The sequence below is a fragment of the Natronohydrobacter thiooxidans genome (assembly GCF_001884735.1).
GTDB classification, from domain to species: Bacteria; Pseudomonadota; Alphaproteobacteria; order Rhodobacterales; family Rhodobacteraceae; genus Roseinatronobacter; species Roseinatronobacter thiooxidans_A.
The window spans coordinates 1-25,196 of record NZ_MJAP01000035.1 but is presented as its reverse complement, the minus strand read 5'-3'; the positions used below and the strand labels follow the sequence as shown (position 1 = coordinate 25,196).

At 61.7% G+C, this 25,196-nt stretch carries 19 protein-coding genes; 14 read left to right on the top strand and 5 right to left on the bottom strand.

Translation table 11 applies throughout. The features are described from left to right. The first annotated feature begins 4 nt into the window (after nucleotides 1-4). Entirely contained in the window at nucleotides 5-2,188 is a 2,184-nt protein-coding gene (locus BG457_RS18415) for a heavy metal translocating P-type ATPase (RefSeq protein WP_071799326.1), read from the top strand. 8 nt (nucleotides 2,189-2,196) lie between these two features. Next, nucleotides 2,197-2,376, top strand: a complete 180-nt coding sequence (gene ccoS / locus BG457_RS18410) for a cbb3-type cytochrome oxidase assembly protein CcoS (protein ID WP_071799325.1) — start codon at nucleotides 2,197-2,199, stop codon at nucleotides 2,374-2,376. Here ccoS and BG457_RS18405 read toward each other — a convergent pair. The 5 genes from BG457_RS18405 to BG457_RS18385 all read right to left on the bottom strand — a co-directional run bounded on the left by BG457_RS18405 (nucleotide 2,364) and on the right by BG457_RS18385 (nucleotide 6,968). Next, nucleotides 2,364-3,266: a lysophospholipid acyltransferase family protein gene (locus BG457_RS18405; protein WP_084657732.1), complete on the bottom strand. Its 903-nt coding sequence runs from the start codon at nucleotides 3,264-3,266 to the stop codon at nucleotides 2,364-2,366. The two genes, ccoS and BG457_RS18405, sit on opposite strands and share 13 nt — an antisense overlap. Nucleotides 3,267-3,320: 54 nt before the next feature. Continuing rightward, nucleotides 3,321-4,691 (bottom strand): glutamate--cysteine ligase, encoded by a 1,371-nt coding sequence (locus BG457_RS18400; RefSeq protein ID WP_071799323.1) that lies wholly within the window; start codon nucleotides 4,689-4,691, stop codon nucleotides 3,321-3,323. A gap of 68 nt (nucleotides 4,692-4,759) precedes the next feature. Continuing rightward, nucleotides 4,760-5,284, bottom strand: a complete 525-nt coding sequence (locus BG457_RS18395) for a hypothetical protein (protein WP_071799322.1) — start codon at nucleotides 5,282-5,284, stop codon at nucleotides 4,760-4,762. After that, nucleotides 5,275-6,237, bottom strand: coding sequence for a phosphotransferase (locus BG457_RS18390; RefSeq protein ID WP_071799321.1), 963 nt, complete (start codon nucleotides 6,235-6,237; stop codon nucleotides 5,275-5,277). The genes BG457_RS18395 and BG457_RS18390 overlap by 10 nt, the downstream gene beginning before the upstream one ends. Next, nucleotides 6,234-6,968 carry a 16S rRNA (uracil(1498)-N(3))-methyltransferase gene (locus BG457_RS18385; protein ID WP_071799320.1) on the bottom strand — a complete coding sequence of 245 codons (735 nt, stop codon included), beginning with the start codon at nucleotides 6,966-6,968 and terminating at the stop codon, nucleotides 6,234-6,236. Before BG457_RS18385 ends, BG457_RS18390 begins: the two co-directional genes overlap by 4 nt. A gap of 12 nt (nucleotides 6,969-6,980) precedes the next feature. Here BG457_RS18385 and ubiA point away from each other — a divergent pair, with 12 nt between their 5' ends. The 12 genes from ubiA to BG457_RS18325 form a co-directional block, all read left to right on the top strand. Further along, on the top strand, nucleotides 6,981-7,961 hold the full coding sequence (ubiA, locus tag BG457_RS18380; RefSeq protein ID WP_071799319.1) for a 4-hydroxybenzoate octaprenyltransferase: 981 nt from the start codon (nucleotides 6,981-6,983) through the stop codon (nucleotides 7,959-7,961). 36 nt (nucleotides 7,962-7,997) lie between these two features. Next, nucleotides 7,998-10,031, top strand: a complete 2,034-nt coding sequence (locus BG457_RS18375) for an OmpA family protein (RefSeq protein ID WP_084657731.1) — start codon at nucleotides 7,998-8,000, stop codon at nucleotides 10,029-10,031. A gap of 45 nt (nucleotides 10,032-10,076) precedes the next feature. After that, nucleotides 10,077-10,397 carry a hypothetical protein gene (locus tag BG457_RS18370; protein ID WP_071799317.1) on the top strand — a complete coding sequence of 107 codons (321 nt, stop codon included), beginning with the start codon at nucleotides 10,077-10,079 and terminating at the stop codon, nucleotides 10,395-10,397. A gap of 357 nt (nucleotides 10,398-10,754) precedes the next feature. Further along, complete coding sequence (gene rplJ, locus BG457_RS18365; RefSeq protein ID WP_071799316.1) at nucleotides 10,755-11,270, top strand: 50S ribosomal protein L10; 516 nt, start codon at nucleotides 10,755-10,757, stop codon at nucleotides 11,268-11,270. Nucleotides 11,271-11,343: 73 nt separating this feature from the next. Further along, nucleotides 11,344-11,721 carry a 50S ribosomal protein L7/L12 gene (gene rplL, locus BG457_RS18360; RefSeq protein ID WP_071799315.1) on the top strand — a complete coding sequence of 126 codons (378 nt, stop codon included), beginning with the start codon at nucleotides 11,344-11,346 and terminating at the stop codon, nucleotides 11,719-11,721. Between the two features lie 261 nt (nucleotides 11,722-11,982). Continuing rightward, the gene (rpoB, locus tag BG457_RS18355; protein WP_071799314.1) at nucleotides 11,983-16,116 is read left to right on the top strand and encodes a DNA-directed RNA polymerase subunit beta; all 4,134 of its coding nucleotides are present in this window, start codon (nucleotides 11,983-11,985) and stop codon (nucleotides 16,114-16,116) included. A 97-nt stretch (nucleotides 16,117-16,213) separates the two neighbouring features. Next, nucleotides 16,214-20,443, top strand: a complete 4,230-nt coding sequence (gene rpoC / locus BG457_RS18350) for a DNA-directed RNA polymerase subunit beta' (protein WP_071799313.1) — start codon at nucleotides 16,214-16,216, stop codon at nucleotides 20,441-20,443. 99 nt (nucleotides 20,444-20,542) lie between these two features. Next, nucleotides 20,543-21,349, top strand: coding sequence for a glycosyltransferase (locus tag BG457_RS18345; RefSeq protein WP_071799312.1), 807 nt, complete (start codon nucleotides 20,543-20,545; stop codon nucleotides 21,347-21,349). A 265-nt stretch (nucleotides 21,350-21,614) separates the two neighbouring features. Further along, entirely contained in the window at nucleotides 21,615-21,986 is a 372-nt protein-coding gene (rpsL, locus tag BG457_RS18340) for a 30S ribosomal protein S12 (RefSeq protein WP_071479239.1), read from the top strand. Between the two features lie 12 nt (nucleotides 21,987-21,998). Beyond that, on the top strand, nucleotides 21,999-22,469 hold the full coding sequence (rpsG, locus tag BG457_RS18335) for a 30S ribosomal protein S7 (RefSeq protein WP_071799311.1): 471 nt from the start codon (nucleotides 21,999-22,001) through the stop codon (nucleotides 22,467-22,469). Nucleotides 22,470-22,501: 32 nt separating this feature from the next. Beyond that, entirely contained in the window at nucleotides 22,502-24,619 is a 2,118-nt protein-coding gene (gene fusA / locus BG457_RS18330; protein WP_071799310.1) for an elongation factor G, read from the top strand. Nucleotides 24,620-24,707: 88 nt separating this feature from the next. Continuing rightward, on the top strand, nucleotides 24,708-25,196 hold a 489-nt coding region (locus BG457_RS18325), incomplete at its 3' end, for a GTP-binding protein (protein ID WP_139257687.1).

Below are 25,196 nucleotides of genomic sequence, written 5' to 3'. Positions count from 1 at the left end.
TGCCATGAGCACGATCACGATCCGTCCCTCGGCCTGTCCGGCCTGCGATGCTGCCCCCGCCGCCGAAGCGCTGGCGGGGCGTGCTGCAGTGCCGGATGCAAAAATCCTCGTATCGGTCCCGGCCGTGCATTGCGCGGCCTGTATCTCGACCATCGAGCGCGATCTGGCAAAGATGCCGGGCGTCAATTCCGCCCGGCTCAATCTGACCTTGAGGCGGCTGAGCGTGGATGCGAAGGCCGGGGTCGAGGCCAGCGATGTGATCGCGCGGCTGGACCGGCTGGGCTATGAGGCGCATGAGCTGGATGTCGGCACGCTCTCGATGACCGAAACCGAACGTCAGGGGCGCGAACTGCTGATGATGGTGGGCGTATCGGGCTTTGCCATGATGAACATCATGCTTCTGTCCGTTGCGGTCTGGTCCGGGGCCGAAGGCGCGACGCGCGATCTCTTCCATCTGATTTCCGGCCTGATCGCTGTGCCGACCGTGGCTTTCGCAGGCCGCCCCTTCTTCCGCAATGCGTGGAAAGCCCTGCGCGCGCGCCGGATGGACATGGACGGGCCGATTTCCTTTGCGATCCTGCTCACGGTGTTCATCTCGACCTATGAGACGCTGCAATCCGGCGAACACGCCTACTTTGAGGCGGTCGTGATGCTGATTTTCTTCCTGCTGGTCGGGCGCTATCTGGAATTTCGCGCCCGCGCCATCGCGCGCTCTGCAGCGCAGGAACTGGCCGCGCTGGAGGTGCCGCGCGCGACACGGCTGCGGGCGGGCGTCGAAAGTGTGGTCCCAGTGGCCGATCTGGCCGTGGGGGATATCGTGCTGGTGCGTCCCGGCGGGCGCGTGCCCGTCGATGGGGTCGTGACCGAGGGGCAATCCGAACTGGACCGCGCGCTGCTGACAGGCGAGACATTACCGGTTTTTGCCGGTCCCGCTACGCTGGTCAGCGCGGGCGAGGTCAATCTGACCGGGCCCCTGCAAGTGCGCGTGACGGCAGCGGGTAAGGACAGTTCTCTGCACCGCATGGCCGATCTTGTCGCCAATGCTGAATCCGCGCGGATGCGCTACACCACGATTGCCGAAAAAGCCGCAAGCGCCTATGCGCCGACCATTCCGATCCTGTCGCTCGGGGCGTTCTTCGTGTGGTTCTGGCTCTCTGGGGGCGATTTGCGGCTGTCGCTGAATATCGCCGTGGCCTCGCTGATCATTACCTGCCCCTGTGCGCTGGGCCTCGCCGTGCCTGCAGTTGTGACAGCCTCCAGCGGCAAGCTGTTCCGCAAGGGGCTTCTGATCAAGGACGGCACGGCGCTGGAGCGTCTGGCCGAAGTGGATACGGTCGTGTTCGACAAGACCGGAACGCTGACCATGGGCACGCCAGAGCCGACCAATCTGGACGCGCATGCCACAGGTGATTTGCGTGTCGCCCTTGGTCTGGCCGAGGCGTCCAGCCATCCGCTGGCACAGGCGCTTGCGCGTGCCATTCGCGAACGCGGCTTGCCCCCCGCAAAGATTGCCGAACTGACAGAGGTGCCGGGTTATGGGGTCGAGGGCCAGTGGCAGGGCCAGCGCGTGCGTTTGGGTCGTGCCGATTGGGTTGGCGCGAAAGCGGGGGCCGTGACGGCGGCCTATCTCTCGATTGGTGCAGAGACCCGCTGTTTCAGCTTTGCCGATCAATTGCGCCCCGGCGCGCAGACCGTGGTGCGCAGCTTGCAGGCGCAGGGCAAGGAGGTCTGGCTGATGTCCGGCGATGTGCCTGAAGTGGTGCGCGATCTGGCGCAGCGTCTGGGGATCGCACAATGGCAAGCCGAAGCCCTGCCTGCGGACAAGGCCGCGAAGATCGAGGCGCTTCATGCCGAAGGCCACAAGGTGCTGATGGTGGGTGACGGGCTGAATGACACGGCGGCGCTTTCGACAGCACATGTCTCGATTTCGCCAGCATCCGCGCTGGACGCGGCGCGTGCGGCCTCCGACATGGTGCTTCTGAGCCGTGATCTTGCGCCGGTGGCGGATGCGGTCAGCCTGTCGAAAACCGCGATGCAGCGCATTCGCGAAAATCTGTGGCAATCGGGGATCTACAACATCATCTTCGTGCCGATCGCGCTCTTTGGCCTGGCCACCCCGCTCTGGGCGGCCTTCGTGATGTCGATCTCCTCGATCACGGTCACACTGAATGCGTTGCGGCTGAAATAGGGAATATCATGGAAGTTCTGGCCCTGCTCATACCGGCGTCGCTTTTTCTGGGTTTGCTCGGCCTGGTGGCTTTCCTGTGGAGCCTGCGCAAGGGCCAGTATGATGATCCTGAGGGCGACAGCCAGCGCATTCTGGATCCGCGCTATGATGACAAGCCGAAACCCGTGGACGAGGATCAGCGCGGCTGATTGCGCTTCCAGCGTTTATGGGTCCACATCCATTGATCCATATGCGCCCGTACCAGCGCCTCGACCGAGGCATTCAGGGCCTTGGTCATGGTCAGCGGGTCTGTATGGGGTATGGGTGCCTCGACCCTGATGCGAAAGCTCAGCCCGTCGGGCTGGCGGATCGCATAGACCGGGACCAGCAGCGCGTCATGTTTGAGCGCGATTTCGGCGGAAGAAAGTGCAGTGCGGGCGGGCTCGCCCATGAAGTCGATCAATTCGCCATGCGTGATGTAATGATCAGCGACCAGCCCGATCATGCCCCCTTGACGGAGATGTTTAAGCAACCCCGCCAGTCCCGCCCGGTCGCGCGGAAAGACCGGGGCGGCGATATGCTCCATGGCGGCAACATAGCGGGTGTTGAATGCCTTGTTGGCCATGGGCATGTAGATGCCCGCGATCTTGCAACCGGCCTCGCGCAGCACCACGCGGGCAGCGTCATAGTTGCCGAAATGCGCGGTCACCAGCACCACAGGCTGGCCCGTGTCGCGCGCGTCCTGCAAGGCTTGCCAGCCCGCGCCCTCGATCGGGCTATGTCTGACACGGGTGATGAAAGCATCGCCCGAAAAGGTCTCGGCGATGGCGCGTGCCATATTGCCGGGCACGGCACGGCACAGGTGTTCTACCTCTGCGGGCGATAGGTCAGGTGCGACCAGCGCGAGATTGGCCCGAATGCGTGTCCGTAACCCGGCAAGCGGACCGATGACATGCGCCCCAATCCAGCCGATGGTGGCAATGCGCGCAGGATAGGGCAGCAGCCGACCAAACCCGAGAAGCACCGCAGTCACGCGATCTTCCAGCCAGTGCTTCCAGCTTACCGGCTCTGGCCTGTCCATATTTCCTGAATCTGTCATGCAGGGTGATTGCCCTGCATCCCGTTGGGCGTCAAGCCATGCCAGCAGGCCGGATCAGTAACTGTAGTCGCCATAGATACGGGTCAGATCGCCTTGCCAGTCGCCGTGATAGCGCGCCAGCAACTCGTCGGCAGGCGTTTGCCCGGTCTCGACGCTCTCTTTCAGAGCATTCAGGAAATGTGTTTCATCGGGCAACATACCGCCCGCACCGGGGCGGGCACGCGCTTTCAGTCCGGCCTCGGCAATCGCGACCGCCTCTCGGGCCAGATCCTGCAGCCGGACGCCGCCCGCCTCGCCCCGTAGCCCCTCGACCGAGGCTGCAACACGCAGCCCGTCGCGGGTTTGCGCATCCAGACCTTTCGCCAGATCCCAGGCAGCATCAAGCGCGCTCTGGTCATAGGTCAGCCCGACCCAGAAGGCAGGCAGCGCACATAATCTGCGCCACGGCCCGCCATCCGCGCCGCGCATCTCAATGAATTTCTTGACGCGCGCTTCGGGGAAGATGGTCGTCAGATGGTCCGCCCAGTCCGAAAGCGACGGCATCTCGCCGGGCAGGGCGGGCAGTTCCCCGCGCAGAAAATCGCGGAAACTCTGGCCCAGCGCATCGATATACTGGCCGTCGCGATAGACGAAATACATCGGCACATCGAGCGCGTAATCGACCCACTGCTCAAATCCGAACCCGTCTTCGAAGACGAAAGGCAGCATGCCAGTGCGCGCGGGGTCGAGATCGCGCCAGACGCGCGCGCGCCAGCTTTTGTGACCATTCGGCTTGCCCTCAAGAAAAGGCGAATTGGCGAAAAGCGCTGTGGCGACCGGCTGCAGCGCCAGCGCCACGCGCAGCTTTTGCACCATATCGGCCTCGGAGGCGAAATCGAGGTTCACCTGCACCGTGCAGGTGCGATACATCATCGTCTTGCCCATGGTGCCGACGCGGTCCATGTAATCCGTCATCAGCCGGTAGCGCCCTTTCGGCATCACCGGCATCTGGTCATGCGTCCAGATCGGCGCGGCCCCGAGCCCGATAAAGCCCACGCCAATCGCATCAGCAACTTCGCGCACTTCGCGCAGGTGCTGGTTTACTTCGTCGCAGGTCTGGTGGATCGTCTCCAGCGGTGCGCCCGACAGTTCCAGCTGCCCGCCGGGTTCAAGGCTGACATTCGCGCCGTCCTTTTCCAGCCCGATGATATGCGCGCCTTCCAGAACGGGGGTCCAGCCGAACCGGTCGCGCAGCCCTTCGAGCATGGCCTTGATCGAGCGCGGACCGTCATAGGGGAGGGGATCGAGCGTGTCGCGGCAATAGCCGAATTTCTCGTGCTCGGTGCCGATGCGCCACTGATCTTTCGGTTTGCAGCCTGCGGCCAGATATTCGGCCAGTTGCGATACATGCTCGATCGGCCCGCCGCCGGATTGGGGTATGGACATCTGCGTTCCGATCTCTTCCGTTCTTCAGTTGCGCGAGATTTGTCGTCTGCGGCGAGCCCTGTCAAGGCTCAGCGCAGGTGCAAATGTTTTGCGCGCCGCGCGGGGTGCAACCAGATAGCGCGGGCTGGCGGCGGATCCGGCGCGTCCAGCGCGTCCAGAAGCGCCTGCATCCGCAGATCCGGCAGGTGGGTGAAGGCGTCGAAGAGCGCATCAGAACCCGCCGCCGCAACAGGGATTTCCAGCCTTGTGCCGTCCTGTGCGATCAGCAGCCAGCTTGCGCCCCTGTCCACCAGATGCAGCTCGACCAGATCACCCAGCGCGATGAATCCGCCATCCGTCGGGCCATAATAGCTGACCTGCCCCTCAATGACCTGCACGACACCGGGGGCTGTGCCCTCGCGATGAAAGCGCATCCGGCGCCAGCCGATCACGGCAAGCGCAAGACCGGCAAGAATGACCAGTCCGGCCAGCCCCTGAAAGAACGCACCGCGCGCCTGCAGCGCCCAGAGACCGAAGCCCGCGACACCCAGCCCGATGAGGACTTCGGACCAGCGTCTGAGTGTCGCGGCAATCTCGGGACGGATCAGAGGCATCGCGGTGTATCCAGCCAGTTGATCAGCGAGCGTTGCAGGATCGGGGTGTTCGGGTGGTCAGGCTTGTCAATCAGCGCCTTGACGAGCCGATGTCCGATGAAAAAATCCAGAAAAGGAAGCTCCGTCGCGTCATGCTCCAGCCCCGGAACCGATAGAAGGGCCGCGCGATCTGCGGCGAGGACGCCATATGCCAGTGGTGTTTCCGGGAATTGCCGCTGTGCCTGAACCGACAGAGCCACAAGCAGCCGTGCAAAATCCAGCCCCAGCGGCATAGGGGTCATGCGTTGAATGTCGAATGCCCAGATCTCTCCACGCGCCTGATCGACAAGGATGTTATGTGGCGCGAAATCTGCGTGGATCGGGCCACGCGGCACCGGACCCTTGTTCAGGGACATGCCAAGCGCATTCCAATGCCCCAATGCGCGGGTCACCAGTGCTGTGAGCTCAGAGGCCGCGCGGAGTTCGCGGACCTCATTCGCGAGTTGGTCGCGCCAGAAGCGTGAGTGCAGTGCGCCGCGCTCCCGACCTTCCCCGAGGGCGCGCGCGAGCCATGCGCCGGACTGCTCGACAAGTCTCGTGCGCGTGCTGTCATCTGCATGGTCGAGCACATGATCCAGCCGCGTTCCGCAGCCTTTCTCCAGAATTGCGATGGCCTGCGGGGCAGCATGGGCCAGCATCAGGCCTGCGCGCAGCGGGCCATGGGGGAAAAGCTGGTGAAGCCGGTCATGTTCCGCAACCATCGCGGCCATATCGGTTTCGGGATCGCGGCTGTGGAACTGTTTCACGATCACCTCGCGCCCGCGCCAGTTCCCGGAAGCAACCCGCGCGAGCGGACCATCCTTGATGAGCCGCAGCTTCTGCGGGGCGTCGCTGCCGAAACCGTCGAGCACGGCGCGCCGGAAGGCAGCGACGGACTTGCGTTCAGTGGTTGCGCGGCGGATCAGGCCGATCATCCCCAGTCGCCTCGTTGCGATTGCCAGAGCGTCAGGGCCGCAACAGCGGCTGTATCCGCCCGCAGGATGCGCGGCCCGAGCGCCAGAGGGTGGATATGTGCCATCGCGCGCAACCGCTTGCGCTCGGCCTCGGAAAAGCCGCCTTCGGGGCCGATCAGGATGGCGGCGGGGGCGCTGGGCAGAACTGCCGCACGGGACTGATCGACAAGCGATTCGTCGGCAAAGATCAGCGCGCGCCCTTCCGGCCAATGCTCCAGCAGGCGCGCAAGCGGCTGCAACCCGGCGACCTCCGGGACAAAGGTTCCGCCGCATTGCTCTGCGGCCTCGATGGCATGGGCCTGCAGCCGGTCCTGCCGGATGCGTTCGGAATTGGTGAACTCGGTCTGGACCGGCAAGATGCGTGCGGCCCCCAGCTCGGTGGCTTTCTCGACAATGAAATCCGTGCGCGCCTTCTTGATCGGCGCGAAGATCAGCCATAGATCGGGGGGCATATGCTGGGGCGCGGCCAATGCCTGACATAGCGCTACCGCGCCGCGTTTGCCGATCTCTGCAAGCTCGGCCCGCCATTCACCATCGCGGCTGTTGAACAGCGCAAGCGGCGTGCCCGGCCCCTTGCGCAGGACATTGGCCAGATAATGCGCCTGTGGCTGTGACAGGGCAACGGGTTGCCCCTGACCCAAAGGCTGATCTACATAGAGGCGAATTTTCGCGCGAAGGCTGTCACTGTCCATGGGACCGAGAGTATGACCGAGACCGAGCAAAGGCCAGAGGGTGCAGCGCAAAAGGGTGGCGTGAGCGATGCGCCTGCGTCCAACTGGGTGGACGAGTACGCCCCGGATGACCTGAAACCCTATCTGCGGCTGTCGCGCGCAGATCGCCCGATCGGGACATGGCTCCTGCTGCTGCCTTGCTGGTGGGGTCTGTTTCTGGGCGCGGCCGCCAGGCCGGAGGCGGCTGGCTGGCTGACCTTCTGGATTTTCATCGGCTGCGCAATCGGCGCATTTCTGATGCGCGGGGCGGGATGTACATGGAACGACATTACTGATCGCGACATTGACGACAAGGTGGCGCGCACCCGGTCGCGGCCCATCCCCTCCGGTCAGGTGACGGTGCGCGAAGCGGCAATCTGGATGGGCGCGCAGGCCGCGATCGCGGCACTGATCCTCTTTACCTTCAACTGGACGGCCATCGGGCTTGGGCTGATGTCGCTGGGACTGGTCGCGATCTATCCCTTCGCCAAGCGCTTCACCTGGTGGCCTCAGGTCTTTCTGGGGCTGGCGTTCAACTGGGGTGCGCTTCTGGCCTGGACTGCGCAGACCGGCTCCATCGGATTGCCGGCCTTCTTCCTGTATCTTGCGGGCATCTGCTGGACGCTGTTCTATGACACGATCTATGCCCATCAGGATCGCGAGGATGATGAGCTTATCGGCGTGAAATCCACCGCGCGCCTGTTCGGCGACAAGACCGAAACCTGGCTGCGCGCCTTTCTGGTGGCGACGGTGGTCCTGATGTCTCTGGCAGTGATCTATGCGCTGGCACCGCTTGCGGACCCGCTAAAAATGTCGCTGGGTCTGGCAGGCGCATGGGCGCTTGGCTGGCATATGAACTGGCAGTTGGGCAGGCTTGACATCAATGACACGCAGATGTGCTTGCGCTTGTTCCGCTCTAACAGGGATGCGGGCTTGTTGGCTGCGCTGTTTCTTGCCATCACGGTTTTCGTCTGATTGCACCTGTCGCGCTCAGGCGCTAGGGGACGCCGCATGAAGGAAAAATTAGCTATTCTGGCGCAGCGATTGCGCTCTGATGCAAGTCGCCTTGGCTCTGCGCATAAGGCGACAATGCTCATGGCGCTTGCCTTTGCGTTGGCCGCGCTTTTGGCGGTATTCGCGGCGTCTGCGGCTGTGCGCTGGATCGAACATGTGCTGGAGCGCGATACCTCTGCGGTCCTGGCGGAACAGGGGCTGGACTGGGCCGAGGTGTCCAGCGATGGCTTGCTGCTGACCTTGCGCGGCGAGGCGGCGAACGAGGCGACGCGGTTCCGCGCGCTGAGTGCCGTGTCCTCCGTCATCCCGGCGGAACGTGTGATCGACGAGATCACGGTCGCGCCGTCGATGGAGATTTCCGCGCCCCGTTTCTCCATCGAGATTCTACGCAACGGGCTGGAAGTGCAGTTGATCGGACTGATTCCGGCTGCCTATGACCTGTCCTCGGTTGTAAGTCGGATAGAAGCAATTGATCCTGAAATCTCTGTGGTGAACATGCTGGAAACCGCTAGCCATCCCGTGCCTTTTGGCTGGGAGCAGGCCGTTTCCTATGGGCTGAACGCGCTGGCCATGATCCCGAGCAGCAAGGTTTCCATCGGGGCTGATCAGGTCGCGGTTGTCGGTCTGGCGGAAAGCGAAAGACAGCGCAACGAGATGCGCGACAAGCTGACCCGCGAACGCCCGCGCGGATTGATTGCCAGTGTCAATATCTCCGCACCTCGCCCGGTCATCACGCCCTTCACGCTGCGTTTCGTCATCGATGAAGAGGGCGCCCGGTTTGATGCCTGTTCCGCAGATACGACCGAGGCGCGCAACGCGATCCTCAACGCCGCGCGCGGGGCCGGGGCGACCGGGGTGCTCTCCTGCGTGATCGGTCTTGGCACGCCAACACCGCGCTGGCAGGCGGGGGCCGTCGAGGCGATCCGCGCCGTGTCACGGCTGGGCGCGGGCAGCGTGACGCTTGCGGATACCGATGTGTCTCTGGTTGTGCCCAATTCCGTATCTGCCGAGAGTTTCGATCAGGTCGCGGGCGAGCTGGAAAACCGTCTTCCGGAAGCGTTTTCCCTGAATGCGACCCGGTTGCCCCCGACTGACGATGATCTGGCCCGCAGCGAAGATGCGCTGGAATTCGTCGCCAGCCGGTCGCAGGAAGGGGCAGTCATACTTCGTGGCCGGTTGACCGACGAAAGACTACGCGATGCCGTGCAATCTCTGGCCCGCGCTGAATACGGCCTTCAATCCGTGCAGATGTCCGCGCGGGTGGACCCGGACCTGCCCGAAGGCTGGCCCGTGCGCGCGCTTCTTGCCGTGGATGCGCTGTCGCAACTGGAATTCGGCATGGTGCGCGTGCGGCCGGATCGTTTCGACGTGACCGGGGTTTCCGGCAATACCGCGGTTTCGGATGAGCTTTCGCGCGTGCTGGCCGACAAGCTGGGGCAGGGGGCGGTGTTCTCGCTCAATATCCGCTATGACGAGCGTTTCGATCCAATTGCGATGCAGCCGACGCCTGCGCGCTGCGAAGTCTGGATCGACGAAACCCTGACCGACCAGCAGATCACATTCGATCCCGGCTCGGCCTCGATTGTCTCGGATGCCGCGCGGGTGCTGGACAAGATCGCCGAGATCCTGCGCGATTGTGGCCGCCTTGAGATGGAAATCGGCGGGCATACCGACAGCCAGGGTCGGCTTGAGACCAATATGCGCCTGAGCCAGCAGCGCGCGGATGCCGTGAAGGCGGCGCTTCTGGCACGCGGTGCGCTGGTGTCGGATTTCACGACCAAGGGTTACGGCCCGGAATTTCCGATTGCCGATAATTCCACAGCTTCCGGTCGTGAAGCCAACCGGCGCATCGAGTTCAAACTGACCGGCGCTTCGGCCGAGGCGGCAGCGGCAGAGCGCGAGGGCGATGCGCCAGCGGATGCTGCCGCGCAGGCCGCCGAGGCAGAGCCAATGGACGAATCCGATCTGGAGATCGTGGTGACGGAAGGCGCCGGAGACACAACGCGCCCGGTCGAGCGACCGCAACAATGAAAAACGAACAGCGCTGTCACAAGGCGCCAGTCGAATGGGGGATAGATGGACCGCATTGAATTTGTGACCGTGACGGCAATCATTCTGTTCGTGACCTTCGGTCTGGGATGGGCCGCGAACTGGCTGGTGCATCGTTTCACGCGGGTTCGCCAGCAGGATCTGGGCGAGCTGGACCGCATGGCGCAGGCGCTGCACGAGGCGGAACTGATCCGCGATCAGGCGATCGACTATGTGGAAAATCGCGAACGTGATCTGACCACTCGGCTGGCGCAGTCCGAAGCCGAACTTGCTGCCGCGATGGATGGATTGCGCGAGGCCCGCGCCGAAGCCGAATACTACCGCGCCCAGCTTCAGGGCACGCAGTAATACGACGTATCACCGAAAAGCGGTGCCAGCGGATGCCGATGCGCAAAGGTGCTTGCCCCCCGATCACGGTGCTGTTGCGCATAAGCGGCATTTTCGCCCTTGGCATTGCCGCCCACATCGTCTAGGGAGCCACTTCGTCAGGGCAATGGGCGCTTGCGCATTTGCCTTGATGATTCGTCCGAGACGGTGGGTGATGGTCTGACCATCATAATTCCTGCCTGAGACGGGAGTGGAACAATACAGGTCTGGGGAGATTTCCTCGGGCGATATTGGGAAGGCCCGTTCGGACCTCATGTCAGGCAGATTGCCTGACGCAACGAGCCGGAGGGGAAACCCTCCATAAACTGGAGAGACCCTGTGGATAGAGCCCAAAAAGAGAAAGTGGTCGACGAGCTCGGCCAGATCTTCGAAAGCTCTGGCGTGGTTGTGGTTGCACAATACACGGGCCTCACGGTTGCGGAGATGCAAGTCCTGCGCGCACGCATGCGTGATGCGGGTGGGGCTGTACGCGTCGCCAAGAACAGGCTCGCCAAGATCGCCCTTGAAGGAAAGCCCTGCGAAAGCATTTCGGGCCTTCTGACCGGGATGACCGTTCTTGCCTATTCGGAAGACCCAGTCGCTGCGGCGAAAGTGGTCGATGCCTATGCCAAGGAAAACCAGAAGCTGGTGATCATTGGTGGCGCGATGGGTGAAACGGCGCTCGATGCCGCCGGTGTTTCGTCGGTCGCAAAGATGCCGTCGCGCGAAGAGCTCATTGCTCAGGTCGTGTCGTGCATTGGCGCACCCGCCTCGAACATCGCTGGCGCGATTGGCGCACCTGCTTCGAATATTGCCTCGATCCTCACAACGCTCGAAGAGCGGGAAGCGGCATAAGCAACCTTAGGCCCGCGTGGCGCTGTTGCGCTCGCGTTGGACACTCAAACCCTGAAAGACATGGAACGAAACAATGGCTGATCTCAAAGCACTTGCAGAGCAAATCGTGAACCTCACGCTGCTCGAAGCTCAGGAACTGAAAACCATCCTGAAAGACGAATACGGCATCGAGCCCGCAGCTGGCGGCGCTGTGATGGTGGCTGGCCCGGCGGCTGATGCTGGCCCCGCTGCAGAAGAAAAGACCGAGTTTGACGTCATCCTCGTGGATGCCGGCGCAAACAAGATTGCGGTCATCAAGGAAGTCCGTGGCATCACCGGTCTTGGCCTGAAAGAAGCCAAGGATCTGGTCGAAGCTGGTGGCAAGGCCGTCAAGGAAGCTGCTCCGAAAGAGGAAGCAGAAGAGATCAAGAAAAAGCTCGAAGAAGCTGGCGCGAAGGTCGAGCTCAAGTAATCGGGCGGGATGCGCGGCATCTCGATCTGACAGAATCGCAAACTGGGGCTGGTCACGCCAGCCCCAGTTTATCGCTGTTTCTGGACAGCGCTCTGGGCCGGGTTATCTGGTCAGAGCATTGTCCAGGGAAAGTGATCGGCTCGGGAGCGCACCTGTGGGAGGGTGCGCAGGAATAGAGCCCCACACCCGTTTCGCATGCGGCCGGCGGCTGAGGCCCGACAGCCCGCCCGCCCGCGAAGACCAGGAAAGGTGACGACGCGCATGGCATCCTATGTTGGCCAGAAACGTATCCGCAAGATGTTCGGCAAGATCCGCGAAGTGCTGGAGATGCCGAATCTGATCGAGATTCAGAAATCCTCCTACGATCTGTTCCTGCGCTCCGGCGATGCTGAAAAGCCGCTTGATGGCGAAGGCATCATGGGCGTGTTTCAGTCGGTTTTCCCGATCAGGGACTTCAACGAGACGGCAACTCTCGAATTCGTGAAGTACGATCTGGAGAAGCCGAAATACGATATCGACGAGTGCATGCAGCGCGACATGACCTATGCCGCACCGTTGAAAGTGACGCTGCGCCTGATCGTGTTCGATGTCGATGAGGATACCGGTGCGAAATCGGTGAAGGACATCAAGGAACAGGATGTCTTCATGGGCGACATGCCGCTCATGACGCATAACGGGACTTTCGTGGTCAATGGCACCGAGCGCGTGGTGGTCAGCCAGATGCACCGCAGCCCCGGCGTGTTCTTCGACCATGACCAAGGCAAGACGCACAGCTCGGGCAAGCTGTTGTTCCAGTGCCGGATCATCCCCTATCGCGGTTCCTGGCTGGATTTCGAATTTGACGCCAAGGATATCGTCTATGCGCGCATAGACCGTCGCCGCAAGCTGCCGGTGACGACGCTTCTCTATGCGCTGGGCATGGATCAGAACCAGATCATGGATGCCTATTATGATCGCGTCACCTACAGCCTGAAGAAGAACAAGGGCTGGGTCACGAAATTCTTCCCCGAGCGCGTGCGCGGCACGCGCCCGACTTTCGATCTGGTCGACGCAGCCACGGGCGAGGTGATCTGCAAGGCCGGCGACAAGATGACTCCGCGTGCGGTCAAGAAGCTGATCGACGAGGGCAAGGTCACGGAATTGCTGCTGCCCTTCGACCGGATCGTGGGGCGCTATGTGGCGCATGATATCATCAACGAGGAAACCGGCGAGATCTATGTCGAGGCCGGGGATGAGCTGACCTGGGATCTGGACAAGGATGGCGAGGTCAAGGGCGGCACACTCAAGACACTTCTCGACAATGATATCACCCAGATCGACGTGCTCGATATCGATGGTGTGAATGTCGGCCCCTATATCCGCAACACCATGGCGGCAGACAAGAACTGGAGCCGCGACGGCGCGTTGATGGATATCTACCGCGTCATGCGTCCCGGCGAGCCGCCCACGGTCGACACCGCCTCGGCGCTGTTTGACCAGCTGTTCTTCGATTCCGAGCGCTATGACCTGTCGGCTGTGGGTCGCGTGAAGATGAACATGCGCCTGCAACTGGATGCGCCCGACACGCTGCGCACGCTGCGCCCCGAAGATATCGTGGCCTGTGTCCGTGGTCTGGTGGAGTTGCGCGATGGCAAGGGCGAGGTCGATGATATCGACCACCTCGGCAACCGTCGTGTCCGTTCGGTCGGCGAATTGATGGAAAACCAGTATCGCGTCGGCCTGCTGCGCATGGAGCGCGCGATCCGCGAGCGCATGTCCTCGGTCGAGATCGACACGGTGATGCCGCAGGATCTGATCAACGCCAAGCCGGCGGCGGCGGCGGTGCGCGAATTCTTCGGCTCTTCGCAGCTGTCGCAATTCATGGACCAGACCAACCCGCTGTCGGAAGTCACCCACAAGCGGCGCCTGTCCGCGCTTGGGCCGGGGGGTCTGACGCGCGAGCGCGCGGGCTTCGAGGTGCGCGACGTGCACCCGACCCATTACGGTCGCATGTGCCCGATCGAGACGCCGGAAGGTCAGAATATCGGTCTGATCAACTCGCTGGCCACCTTTGCCCGCGTGAACAAATATGGCTTCATCGAGACCCCGTACCGCAAGGTCGTGAACGGGCAGGTGACGGATGAGGTGGTCTATCTCTCGGCCACCGAAGAGCAGCGCCATACGGTCGCGCAGGCCAATGCGCAGCTTGATGGCGATATGCGCTTCGTCAATGATCTGGTCTCGACCCGCAAGGGCGGCGATTTCATGCTCTCGCCCTCGGATTCGGTCGATCTGATCGACGTGTCGCCGAAGCAGCTGGTTTCGGTTGCGGCCTCGCTCATTCCCTTCCTGGAAAATGACGACGCCAACCGCGCGCTGATGGGCTCGAACATGATGCGTCAGGCGGTGCCGTTGTTGCAGGCGGATTCGCCGCTGGTCGGCACCGGGATCGAGGGTGTTGTGGCCCGCGACTCGGGCGCGGCCATCATGGCGCGGCGTGCCGGTGTCATCGATCAGGTCGATGCACAGCGGATCGTTGTGCGCGCCACCGAGATGCTGGAACCGGGCGAGCCGGGTGTGGACATCTACCGCTTGCGCAAGTTCAAGCGCTCGAACCAGTCCTCCTGCATCAACCAGCGCCCGCTGGTGAAAGTGGGCGATCAGGTGACGCGCGGTGAAGTGGTCGCAGACGGTCCCTGCACCGATATGGGCGAACTGGCCGTCGGCCGGAACGTGGTCGTGGCCTTCATGCCGTGGAATGGCTACAACTACGAGGACTCGATCCTGATCTCCGAGCGCATCCTCAAGGATGACGTCTTCACCTCGATCCATATCGACGAGTATGAGGTCGCGGCCCGCGACACCAAACTCGGGCCGGAAGAGATCACCCGCGATATCCCGAATGTGGGCGAAGAAGCCCTGCGCAATCTGGATGAGGCAGGGATCGTCTATGTCGGCGCGGAAGTGCAGGCGGGCGATATTCTGGTGGGCAAGGTCACGCCCAAGGGTGAAAGCCCGATGACGCCGGAAGAAAAGCTCTTGCGCGCGATCTTTGGCGAAAAGGCATCCGATGTGCGCGACACTTCGCTGCGCCTGCCGCCGGGGGCTTATGGCACGATCGTGGAAGTGCGCGTGTTCAACCGCCACGGCGTGGACAAGGACGAGCGCGCCCTGCAGATCGAGCGCGAAGAGATTGCCCGCCTGTCGCGCGACCGCGATGACGAGCTGGAGATCCTGGAGCGCAACATCTACGGGCGCCTGCGTCAGTTGATCCTTGGCAAGGTTGCGGTGAAAGGCCCCAAGGGCGTGAAACCCAATTCCGAGATCAATGAGGAACTTCTGGAAAGCCTGAGCCGCGGCCAGTGGTGGCAGCTTGCGCTGGCCGATGAGGCCGAAGCGCAGGAAGTCGAAGCCCTGAATGCGCTTTTCGACCAGCAGAAGCGCCAGTTGCAGGCCCGTTTCGACGATAAGGTCGAGAAAGTCCGTCGTGGCGACGATCTGCCGCCGGGCGTGATGAAAATGGTCAAGGTCTTTGTCGCCGTGAAGCGCAAGCTTCAGGCGGGCGACAAGATGGCCGGTCGTCACGGCAACAAGGGTGTGATCTCGAAAGTCGTGCCGCAAGAGGACATGCCCTTCCTCGCGGACGGGACCACGGTCGATCTGGTGCTGAACCCCCTCGGCGTGCCGTCGCGGATGAATGTCGGTCAGATCCTGGAGACTCATATGGGCTGGGCCTTGCGCGGCCTGGGTGTCAAGATCGACGAGGCGCTGCAGGACTATCGCCGCTCGGGTGACATGACCCCGGTGCGCGAGGCGATGCGCATCGGCTATGGCGATGACTTCTACAATGACGTCTTCGACGGCATGGAGGAGGACGCGCTGGTCGAGGCCGCCTCGACGGTCACGCGCGGCGTGCCGATCGGCACCCCGGTCTTTGACGGCGCGAAAGAAGCGGATGTCAATGACGCGCTTGCGCGCGCGGGCTTCGACACTTCGGGCCAGTCCGTGGTGTTCGACGGGCGCACGGGCGAGCAGTTCGCGCGGTCGGTGACCGTGGGTGTGAAATACATGCTCAAGCTGCACCATCTGGTCGATGACAAGCTGCACGCACGCTCGACCGGGCCCTACAGCCTTGTGACCCAGCAGCCGCTGGGGGGTAAGGCGCAGTTCGGTGGCCAGCGGCTGGGTGAGATGGAGGTCTGGGCGCTTGAAGCCTATGGCGCGGCCTACACGCTGCAGGAGATGCTGACCGTGAAGTCGGATGACGTGGCAGGCCGGACCAAGGTCTATGAATCGATCGTCAAGGGCGAGGACAATTTCGAGGCCGGTGTGCCCGAATCCTTCAACGTGCTGGTGAAGGAAGTCCGTGGCCTCGGCCTGAATATGGAACTCCTGGATTCGGAGGAAGAGGGCTGAAGGTGCGTGAGATCACGCACCCTACGCTGCGGCGGTACGGTGCGTGCTCCGCACGCACCACGCCTTTCTTTCCCCCGAGCCTTTCAAGGATAGACAGATGAACCAGGAACTGACCACCAACCCGTTCAACCCCTTGGCCCAGCCCAAGACCTTCGATCAGATCCGCGTCTCGCTGGCATCGCCCGAGCGTATCCTGTCGTGGTCTTATGGCGAGATCAAGAAGCCCGAAACGATCAACTACCGGACCTTCAAGCCCGAGCGCGACGGCCTCTTCTGCGCGCGTATCTTTGGCCCGATCAAGGATTACGAATGCCTTTGTGGCAAGTACAAGCGCATGAAATATCGCGGCGTTGTCTGCGAAAAATGCGGTGTGGAAGTCACGCTGCAGAAAGTCCGGCGCGAGCGTATGGGCCATATCGAGCTGGCCGCGCCCGTTGCCCATATCTGGTTTCTGAAATCGCTGCCCTCGCGCATCGGTCTGATGCTGGACATGACGCTGCGGGATCTGGAGCGCATCCTCTATTTCGAGAATTATGTCGTCATCGAACCCGGTCTGACCGATCTGGTCTACGGCCAGTTGATGACCGAGGAAGAATTCCTTGACGCGCAGGATCAGTATGGTGCCGATGCCTTCACTGCCAATATCGGCGCCGAGGCGATCCGCGAAATGCTCGCGAATATCGACCTGGAAGATGAAGCCCTGCGCCTGCGCGAAGAACTGAAAGAGGCCAAGGGCGAATTGAAGCCCAAGAAGATCATCAAGCGGCTGAAAGTGGTCGAGCATTTCATCGAATCCGGCAACCGCCCGGAATGGATGGTGCTGACCGTGCTGCCGGTGATCCCGCCGGAACTGCGCCCGCTGGTGCCGCTGGACGGGGGCCGTTTCGCGACGTCCGACCTGAACGATCTCTACCGCCGCGTCATCAACCGCAACAACCGCCTCAAGCGCCTGATCGAATTGCGTGCGCCCGATATCATCGTGCGCAACGAAAAGCGGATGCTGCAGGAAGCGGTTGATGCGCTCTTTGACAATGGCCGCCGCGGCCGGGTGATCACGGGCAACAACAAACGCCCGCTGAAATCGCTCTCGGATATGCTCAAGGGCAAGCAGGGGCGCTTCCGTCAGAACCTTCTGGGCAAGCGCGTGGACTTCTCGGGCCGTTCGGTCATCGTGACCGGCCCCGAGCTGAAGCTGCATCAATGCGGGTTGCCCAAGAAGATGGCGCTGGAGCTGTTCAAGCCCTTCATCTATTCGCGGCTGGAGGCCAAAGGGCTGTCCTCGACGGTGAAACAGGCCAAGAAGCTGGTCGAGAAAGAGCGTCCCGAAGTCTGGGATATTCTGGATGAGGTGATCCGCGAGCACCCGGTTCTTCTGAACCGGGCACCCACGCTGCACCGTCTGGGCATTCAGGCATTCGAGCCGATTCTGATCGAAGGCAAGGCGATCCAGCTTCACCCGCTAGTCTGTTCGGCCTTCAACGCCGACTTTGACGGCGACCAGATGGCCGTGCATGTGCCGCTCTCGCTGGAAGCCCAGCTTGAAGCGCGTGTCTTGATGATGTCCACGAATAACGTGCTGTCGCCCGCCAATGGTGCGCCGATCATCGTGCCGTCGCAGGACATGGTTCTGGGGCTCTACTATGTCTCGATGATGCGCGAGGGCATGACCGGCGAGGGCATGATCTTCTCCTCGATCGAGGAAGTGGAACACGCGCTGGCTGCTGGCGAAGTGCATCTGCACGCGAAGATCCAGTGCCGCATCAAGCAGATCGACGAAGACGGCAACGAAGTTCTGCGTCGGTATGAGACCACGCCGGGCCGCTTGCGGCTGGGTGCGCTTCTGCCGATGAATGCGAAAGCGCCGTTTGAGCTGGTCAACCGCCTGCTCCGCAAGAAGGACGTCCAGAACGTCATCGACAATGTTTACCGTTATTGCGGTCAGAAAGAGTCGGTCATCTTCTGTGACCAGATCATGAGCCTCGGGTTCCGCGAAGCCTTCCGTGCCGGGATTTCCTTCGGCAAGGATGACATGCTCATCCCCGACAGCAAATGGGATCTGGTGGGCGATACGCGTGATCAGGTCAAGGAGTTCGAGCAGCAGTATCTGGACGGGCTGATCACCCAGGGCGAGAAATACAACAAGGTTGTGGATGCCTGGTCGAAATGCTCGGACGCTGTGGCGAATGCCATGATGGGCGAGATCTCGGCGGTGCGCCGCGACGAGGAAGGCCGCGAACTGGAGCCGAACTCGGTCTATATGATGTCCCATTCCGGGGCGCGGGGTTCGCCTGCACAGATGAAGCAGCTGGGCGGGATGCGCGGTCTGATGGCCAAGCCTTCGGGCGAGATCATCGAGACGCCGATCATCTCGAACTTCAAGGAAGGTCTGACCGTTCTTGAATACTTCAACTCGACCCATGGTGCGCGCAAAGGTCTGGCCGATACCGCGCTCAAGACTGCGAATTCGGGCTATCTGACGCGGCGTCTGGTGGATGTGGCACAGGATTGCATCGTGCGCTCGGATGATTGCGGCACGGATCGCTTCATCACCGCGCAGGCGGCGGTGAACGATGGCGAGGTCGTGTCGTCGCTCGCCGAGCGCGTTCTCGGCCGTGTCGCGGCAGAGGATGTGACCGACCCTGCGACCGGCGAATTGCTGGTGGCACGCAATGCCCTGATCGGCGAGCGTGACGCGGATGCAATCGAAGGCGCGGGCGTGGCGACGGTCAAGATCCGCTCGCCCTTGACCTGTGAGGCCGAAGAAGGCGTCTGCGCCAAGTGCTACGGGCGTGACCTTGCGCGCGGCACGCTGGTCAACAAGGGCGAGGCGGTCGGGATCATCGCGGCGCAATCCATCGGTGAGCCGGGCACACAGCTGACCATGCGGACCTTCCATATCGGGGGTATCGCACAGGGTGGCAGCCAGTCCTTCCAGGAAGCGAATGCGGCGGGCCGGATCGAGCTGCGCAATGCGCAGACGATCACCAATTCCGCGGGCGATCTGATCGTCACGGGCCGGTCCATGCAGGTTGCGATCATCGACGAGAACAATGTCGAACGCGCGACCTTCAAGCCGGGCTATGGCGCGAAGCTCTTTGTCAAGGATGGCGAGCAGATCGAACGTGGCGCGAAGCTTTTCGAATGGGATCCCTATACCCTGCCGATCATCGCAGAGACCACGGGGCGCGCGCGTTTCGTTGACCTGATTGCGGGCCTTTCGGTCCGTGATGAGACCGACGAGGCCACCGGCATGACGCAGAAGATCGTGACCGACTGGCGCTCGGTGCCGAAAGGTGGCGATCTCAAGCCGGAAGTGATCCTGATGGATGCCGAAAGCGGTGAGCCGATGCGCAACGAGGCGGGCAATCCGATCACCTATCCGATGTCGGTCGACGCCATTCTGTCGGTCGAGGACGGGCAGGATATCGTGGCCGGTGACGTTGTGGCGCGTATTCCGCGCGAAGGTGCCAAGACCAAGGACATCACCGGGGGTCTGCCGCGTGTGGCCGAATTGTTCGAGGCGCGCCGTCCGAAAGATCATGCCATCATCTGCGAAATCGATGGCTATGTGCATTTCGAGAAGGACTACAAGAACAAGCGCCGCATCCGTATCCAACCCGTCGATGAGACGCTGGAACCGGCGGAATATCTGGTGCCCAAGGGCAAGCATATCCCGGTGCAGGAGGGCGATTTCGTCCAGCGCGGCGATTACATCATGGATGGCAACCCCGCCCCCCATGATATCCTGCGCATCCTCGGGATCGAGGCGCTGGCCAATTACCTGATTGACGAAGTGCAGGACGTCTACCGCCTGCAGGGCGTGAAGATCAACGACAAGCATATCGAGGTGATCGTGCGGCAGATGCTGCAGAAATGGGAGATCCTCGACAGTGGCGAAACGACGCTGCTGAAAGGCGAGCATGTTGACAAGGCCGAGTTCGATGAGGTGAACGAAAAGGCACTTGCTCAGGGGTTGGAGCCTGCGAAAGGCGAGCCGATCCTTCTGGGGATCACCAAGGCGTCGCTGCAAACGCGCAGCTTCATCTCGGCCGCCTCCTTCCAGGAAACGACCCGCGTGCTGACCGAAGCCTCGGTTCAGGGCAAGCGCGATCATCTGGTCGGCCTGAAAGAGAACGTGATCGTGGGGCGCCTGATCCCGGCGGGTACGGGCGGTGTCGTTGCGAAAGTGCGCGGCATCGCGGCAGAACGGGACCGCAAGGTTCTGGAAGCCCGCCGTGCCGAGGCGGAAGCGGCGGCGGCCTTGGCCGCACCCGAGCCTGCCGAGATGTCCGAGGCCGATATGGTCTTTGGCCGCAAGGACGACTAAGCCCGCGCTGCACGCGCGACAAGCCCCCGCAACGCAAGTTGCGGGGGCTTTTCTTTGTTGGGTCTCTCGGGCAATCTCGCCCGAGAAGGAGTAGGCTTCATGCGGATGCAGGTCATTATCGTGATCCGGTTTTCCTATGTTGCGGAGGGGGGCTTTCGTCTCTCGCGCGACGGGCTGGACGCTGCCCGCGCCACACTTTACGCCCCCGACCGGCTGGAACGCCGCTTCCGGCTGTTCGAGGCCCTGACCCTGCCGTCGTTGCTTGGGCAGACCGATCCGGATTTCACGCTGGCGGTGCTGGTGGGCACGGATTTCCCGGCCAGCGCGCGCTCCCGACTGGCCCAGTTGATCGCACCGTTGCGTGATGCGCATATCGTCGCGCTGCCGCCGTACAACAATTACAGATCGACCAAAGACGCACTCCAGGCCTGCACCCGCCCCGAGGCGACGCATATCCTGTCGCTCAGGCTCGATGACGACGACGCGCTGGGCCGCGATGTCGTTGAGGCGCAAAAGCGCATCGCGCCCACTGTCGCCGCTGCCGGACCTGCAGATGCGCCTGCAGTGGTCTGCTTCAACAACGGTTTGTTTCTTGAGCTCTCAGAGCAGGGAAACCGGCTATATGGCGTGATCGAAAAGCTGCCTCTGGGGATCGGAATGGGTATGCTCGCGCAGGTTGACGCGCGCCCGACAATCTTTTCGACCGATCATCGCCAGGTCCATACGCGCTGGAACACCTATACCGAGGCGCTGACCCCGCGTTTCATACGCACGGTTCACCGCGACAACGATTCTGGCGCGCTGGTTTCCGGCAAGCGGATCGACTATGATGCGGCGCAGATCGACACTGTTCTGCGCCGTCATTTCTGCCATGATCAGGCAAGCTTGCTGGCTCTCGCGCCCTGACGCGCTGCTGCTGTTGACATCCCCCGCGACTCCCCCTATACGCGCCACAACCTGACGAGTCCGGCAACTGGTCCGACATGTCATGGTATCAAAATTGTAGTGGTCATGATCCGGGCCAGTCAGCCCCGATCCTCTGGAATTCCACCGCGGCGCCCCCCAATCGGGACGCAAGCGGTTTTGTGCGTTCTGCCCTGATGGACCGGGCGCACGCGAGTGAGCGGCGTGAAAGCGCCATGAAAAACGGGTTGAAACGGGAAGAACCGGAATGCCAACGATCCAACAGCTGATCCGCAAGCCGCGGCAGCCGAAAGTCAAGCGCTCCAAGTCGCAGCATCTGGAGCAGTGCCCCCAGAAACGCGGCGTTTGCACGCGCGTCTATACCACAACGCCGAAGAAGCCGAACTCGGCCATGCGGAAAGTCGCCAAGGTGCGCCTGACCAATGGCTACGAGGTCATCAGCTACATCCCCGGTGAAAAGCACAACCTGCAAGAGCACTCGGTCGTGCTGATCCGCGGCGGTCGTGTAAAAGACCTTCCCGGTGTGCGTTACCACATCCTGCGTGGTGTTCTGGATACCCAGGGCGTCAAAGACCGTAAGCAGCGCCGCTCGAAATATGGCGCGAAGCGTCCGAAGTAAGGAGAGCCTTGAATGTCTCGTCGTCACGCTGCTGAAAAGCGCGAAATCCTGCCTGACGCCAAATTCGGCGACAAGGTTCTGTCGAAATTCATGAACAACCTGATGATCGACGGCAAGAAGTCGGTCGCCGAATCGATCGTCTATAACGCGATGGATCGCGTCGAGGCGAAGCTGAAGCGCGCGCCCATCGAAGTGTTCCATGAAGCGCTCGACAACATCAAACCGTCCGTCGAAGTGCGCTCGCGCCGCGTCGGTGGTGCCACCTATCAGGTTCCGGTCGAAGTGCGCCCGTCGCGCCGCGAGGCGCTGGCGATCCGCTGGCTGATCAAGGCTGCGCGCACCCGTAACGAGAACACCATGGAAGAGCGTCTGGCCGGTGAGCTGGTCGATGCGGTCAACTCGCGCGGTTCTGCCGTCAAGAAGCGGGAAGACACGCATAAGATGGCCGATGCCAACAAGGCATTCAGCCACTACCGCTGGTAAGACGCAACACTGCAAGCCTGAGGATCAATATCATGGCACGCGAATACCCTCTCACGCGCTACCGGAATTTCGGTATCATGGCGCATATCGACGCCGGCAAGACGACGACGACCGAGCGTATCCTGTATTACACGGGCAAGTCGCACAAGATCGGTGAAGTTCATGATGGTGCCGCCACCATGGACTGGATGGAGCAGGAGCAGGAGCGTGGCATCACGATCACTTCGGCTGCAACCACCACCTTCTGGGAAAAGACCATCGACGGTCAGACCCCGCTGAGCGAGAAGTTCCGCTTCAACATCATCGACACGCCGGGACACGTTGACTTCACCATCGAAGTCGAGCGTTCGCTCGCCGTGCTTGATGGTGCGATTTGTCTGCTGGACGGAAACGCCGGTGTCGAGCCGCAGACGGAAACCGTCTGGCGTCAGGCTGACCGCTACAAGGTCCCGCGGATTGTGTTCGTCAACAAGATGGACAAGATCGGCGCGGATTTCTTCAACTGCGTGAAGATGATCAAGGACCGCACCGGCGCGACCCCGCTGCCCGTGCAACTGCCGATTGGTGCCGAGGACAAGCTCGAAGGCATCATCGACCTGATCTCGATGGAAGAATGGACCTGGAAAGGCGAGGATCTGGGCGCAAGCTGGACCCGTCAGGAGATCCGTGATGACCTGAAAGACCTGGCCGACGAATGGCGCTCGAACATGATCGAGATTGTCGTCGAACAGGATGACGACGTCATGGAAGCCTATCTCGAAGGCAACGAGCCCGATGCGGACACGCTGCGTCGCCTGATCCGCAAGGGGACGCTGGCTCTGGATTTCGTGCCGGTCTGCACTGGTTCGGCCTTCAAGAACAAGGGCGTCCAGCCGCTGCTGAACGCGGTGATCGACTTCCTGCCCGGTCCGCTTGATGTGCCTGCCTATATGGGTTTTGCGCCGGGTGACGAGACTGAGACCCGCAACATCGCGCGCAACGCGGATGACGCAGAGCCGTTTTCGGCACTGGCCTTCAAGATCATGAACGACCCCTTCGTCGGCTCGCTCACCTTCACGCGGATCTATTCGGGCGCGCTCAAGAAGGGCGATTCGATGATGAATTCGACCAAGGGCAAGAAAGAGCGCGTTGGCCGGATGATGATGATGCATTCGAACAACCGCGAAGAGATCGATGAAGCCTTTGCAGGGGACATCATCGCGCTGGCTGGTCTGAAGGAAACCACGACCGGGGATACGCTCTGCGATCCGGCGAAGCCTGTGGTTCTCGAAACCATGACCTTCCCCGAGCCGGTGATCGAGATTGCCGTCGAGCCGAAGACCAAGAATGACCAGGAAAAGATGAGCCAGGGTCTGGCCCGTCTGGCAGCAGAAGACCCGTCCTTCCGCGTGGAGACTGACCTCGAATCGGGTCAGACCATCATGAAGGGCATGGGCGAATTGCACCTCGACATTCTGGTCGACCGTCTGAAGCGCGAATTCAAGGTGGAAGCGAATATCGGTGCGCCGCAGGTGGCTTACCGCGAAACCATCGGCCACAAGATCGAGCACACCTATACCCACAAGAAACAGTCGGGTGGGTCCGGTCAGTTCGCAGAGGTCAAGCTGGAAATCGCGCCGACCGAGCCGGGCGAGGGCTATTCATTCGAATCCCGCATCGTGGGTGGTACGGTTCCCAAGGAATACGTGCCTGGCGTCGAGAAGGGCATCAAATCGGTCATGGATAGCGGCCCGCTGGCTGGCTTCCCGGTGATCGATTTCAAGGTCGCACTTCTGGACGGCAAATATCACGATGTGGACTCGTCGGTTCTCGCCTTCGAGATTGCATCGCGGATGTGCATGCGTGAGGGACTGAAAAAGGCCGGTGCGAAACTGCTTGAGCCGATGATGAAAGTCGAGGTCGTCTCGCCGGAAGAATATACCGGTTCGATCATCGGCGATCTGACCTCGCGTCGGGGCCAGGTCACTGGCCAGGATCAGCGCGGCAACGCGATTGCGATCAACGCTTTCGTGCCGTTGGCGAATATGTTCGGCTATATCAACACGTTGCGCTCCATGTCCTCGGGACGTGCCAACTTCACGATGCAGTTCGACCATTACGAGCCGGTTCCGCAGAACGTCTCGGACGAGATCCAGAAGAAATACGCCTGATCGGTGTGGTGGGGGTTACCCCCACCTACCACCCCCCGTAGGACGGGCGACCGCCCGCCACACCACAAGAGTTTGAGGAGAGGCCAAGATGGCAAAGCAAAAGTTTGAACGCAATAAACCGCATGTGAACATCGGCACGATCGGCCATGTTGACCATGGCAAGACGACGCTGACGGCTGCGATCACGAAGTATTTCGGTGAGTTCCGCGCCTATGACCAGATCGATGGTGCACCCGAAGAGAAAGCGCGCGGGATCACCATTTCGACCGCGCATGTGGAATACGAGACCGAGAACCGTCACTATGCGCATGTCGACTGCCCCGGCCACGCGGACTATGTGAAGAACATGATCACCGGTGCTGCGCAGATGGATGGCGCGATCCTGGTGGTGAACGCCGCCGACGGCCCCATGCCGCAGACGCGCGAGCATATCCTGCTCGGTCGTCAGGTGGGCATCCCCTATATGGTCGTCTACATGAACAAGGTCGATCAGGTCGATGACGAGGAGCTGCTGGAACTCGTCGAGATGGAAATCCGCGAGCTGCTGTCCTCTTATGACTATCCGGGCGACGATATT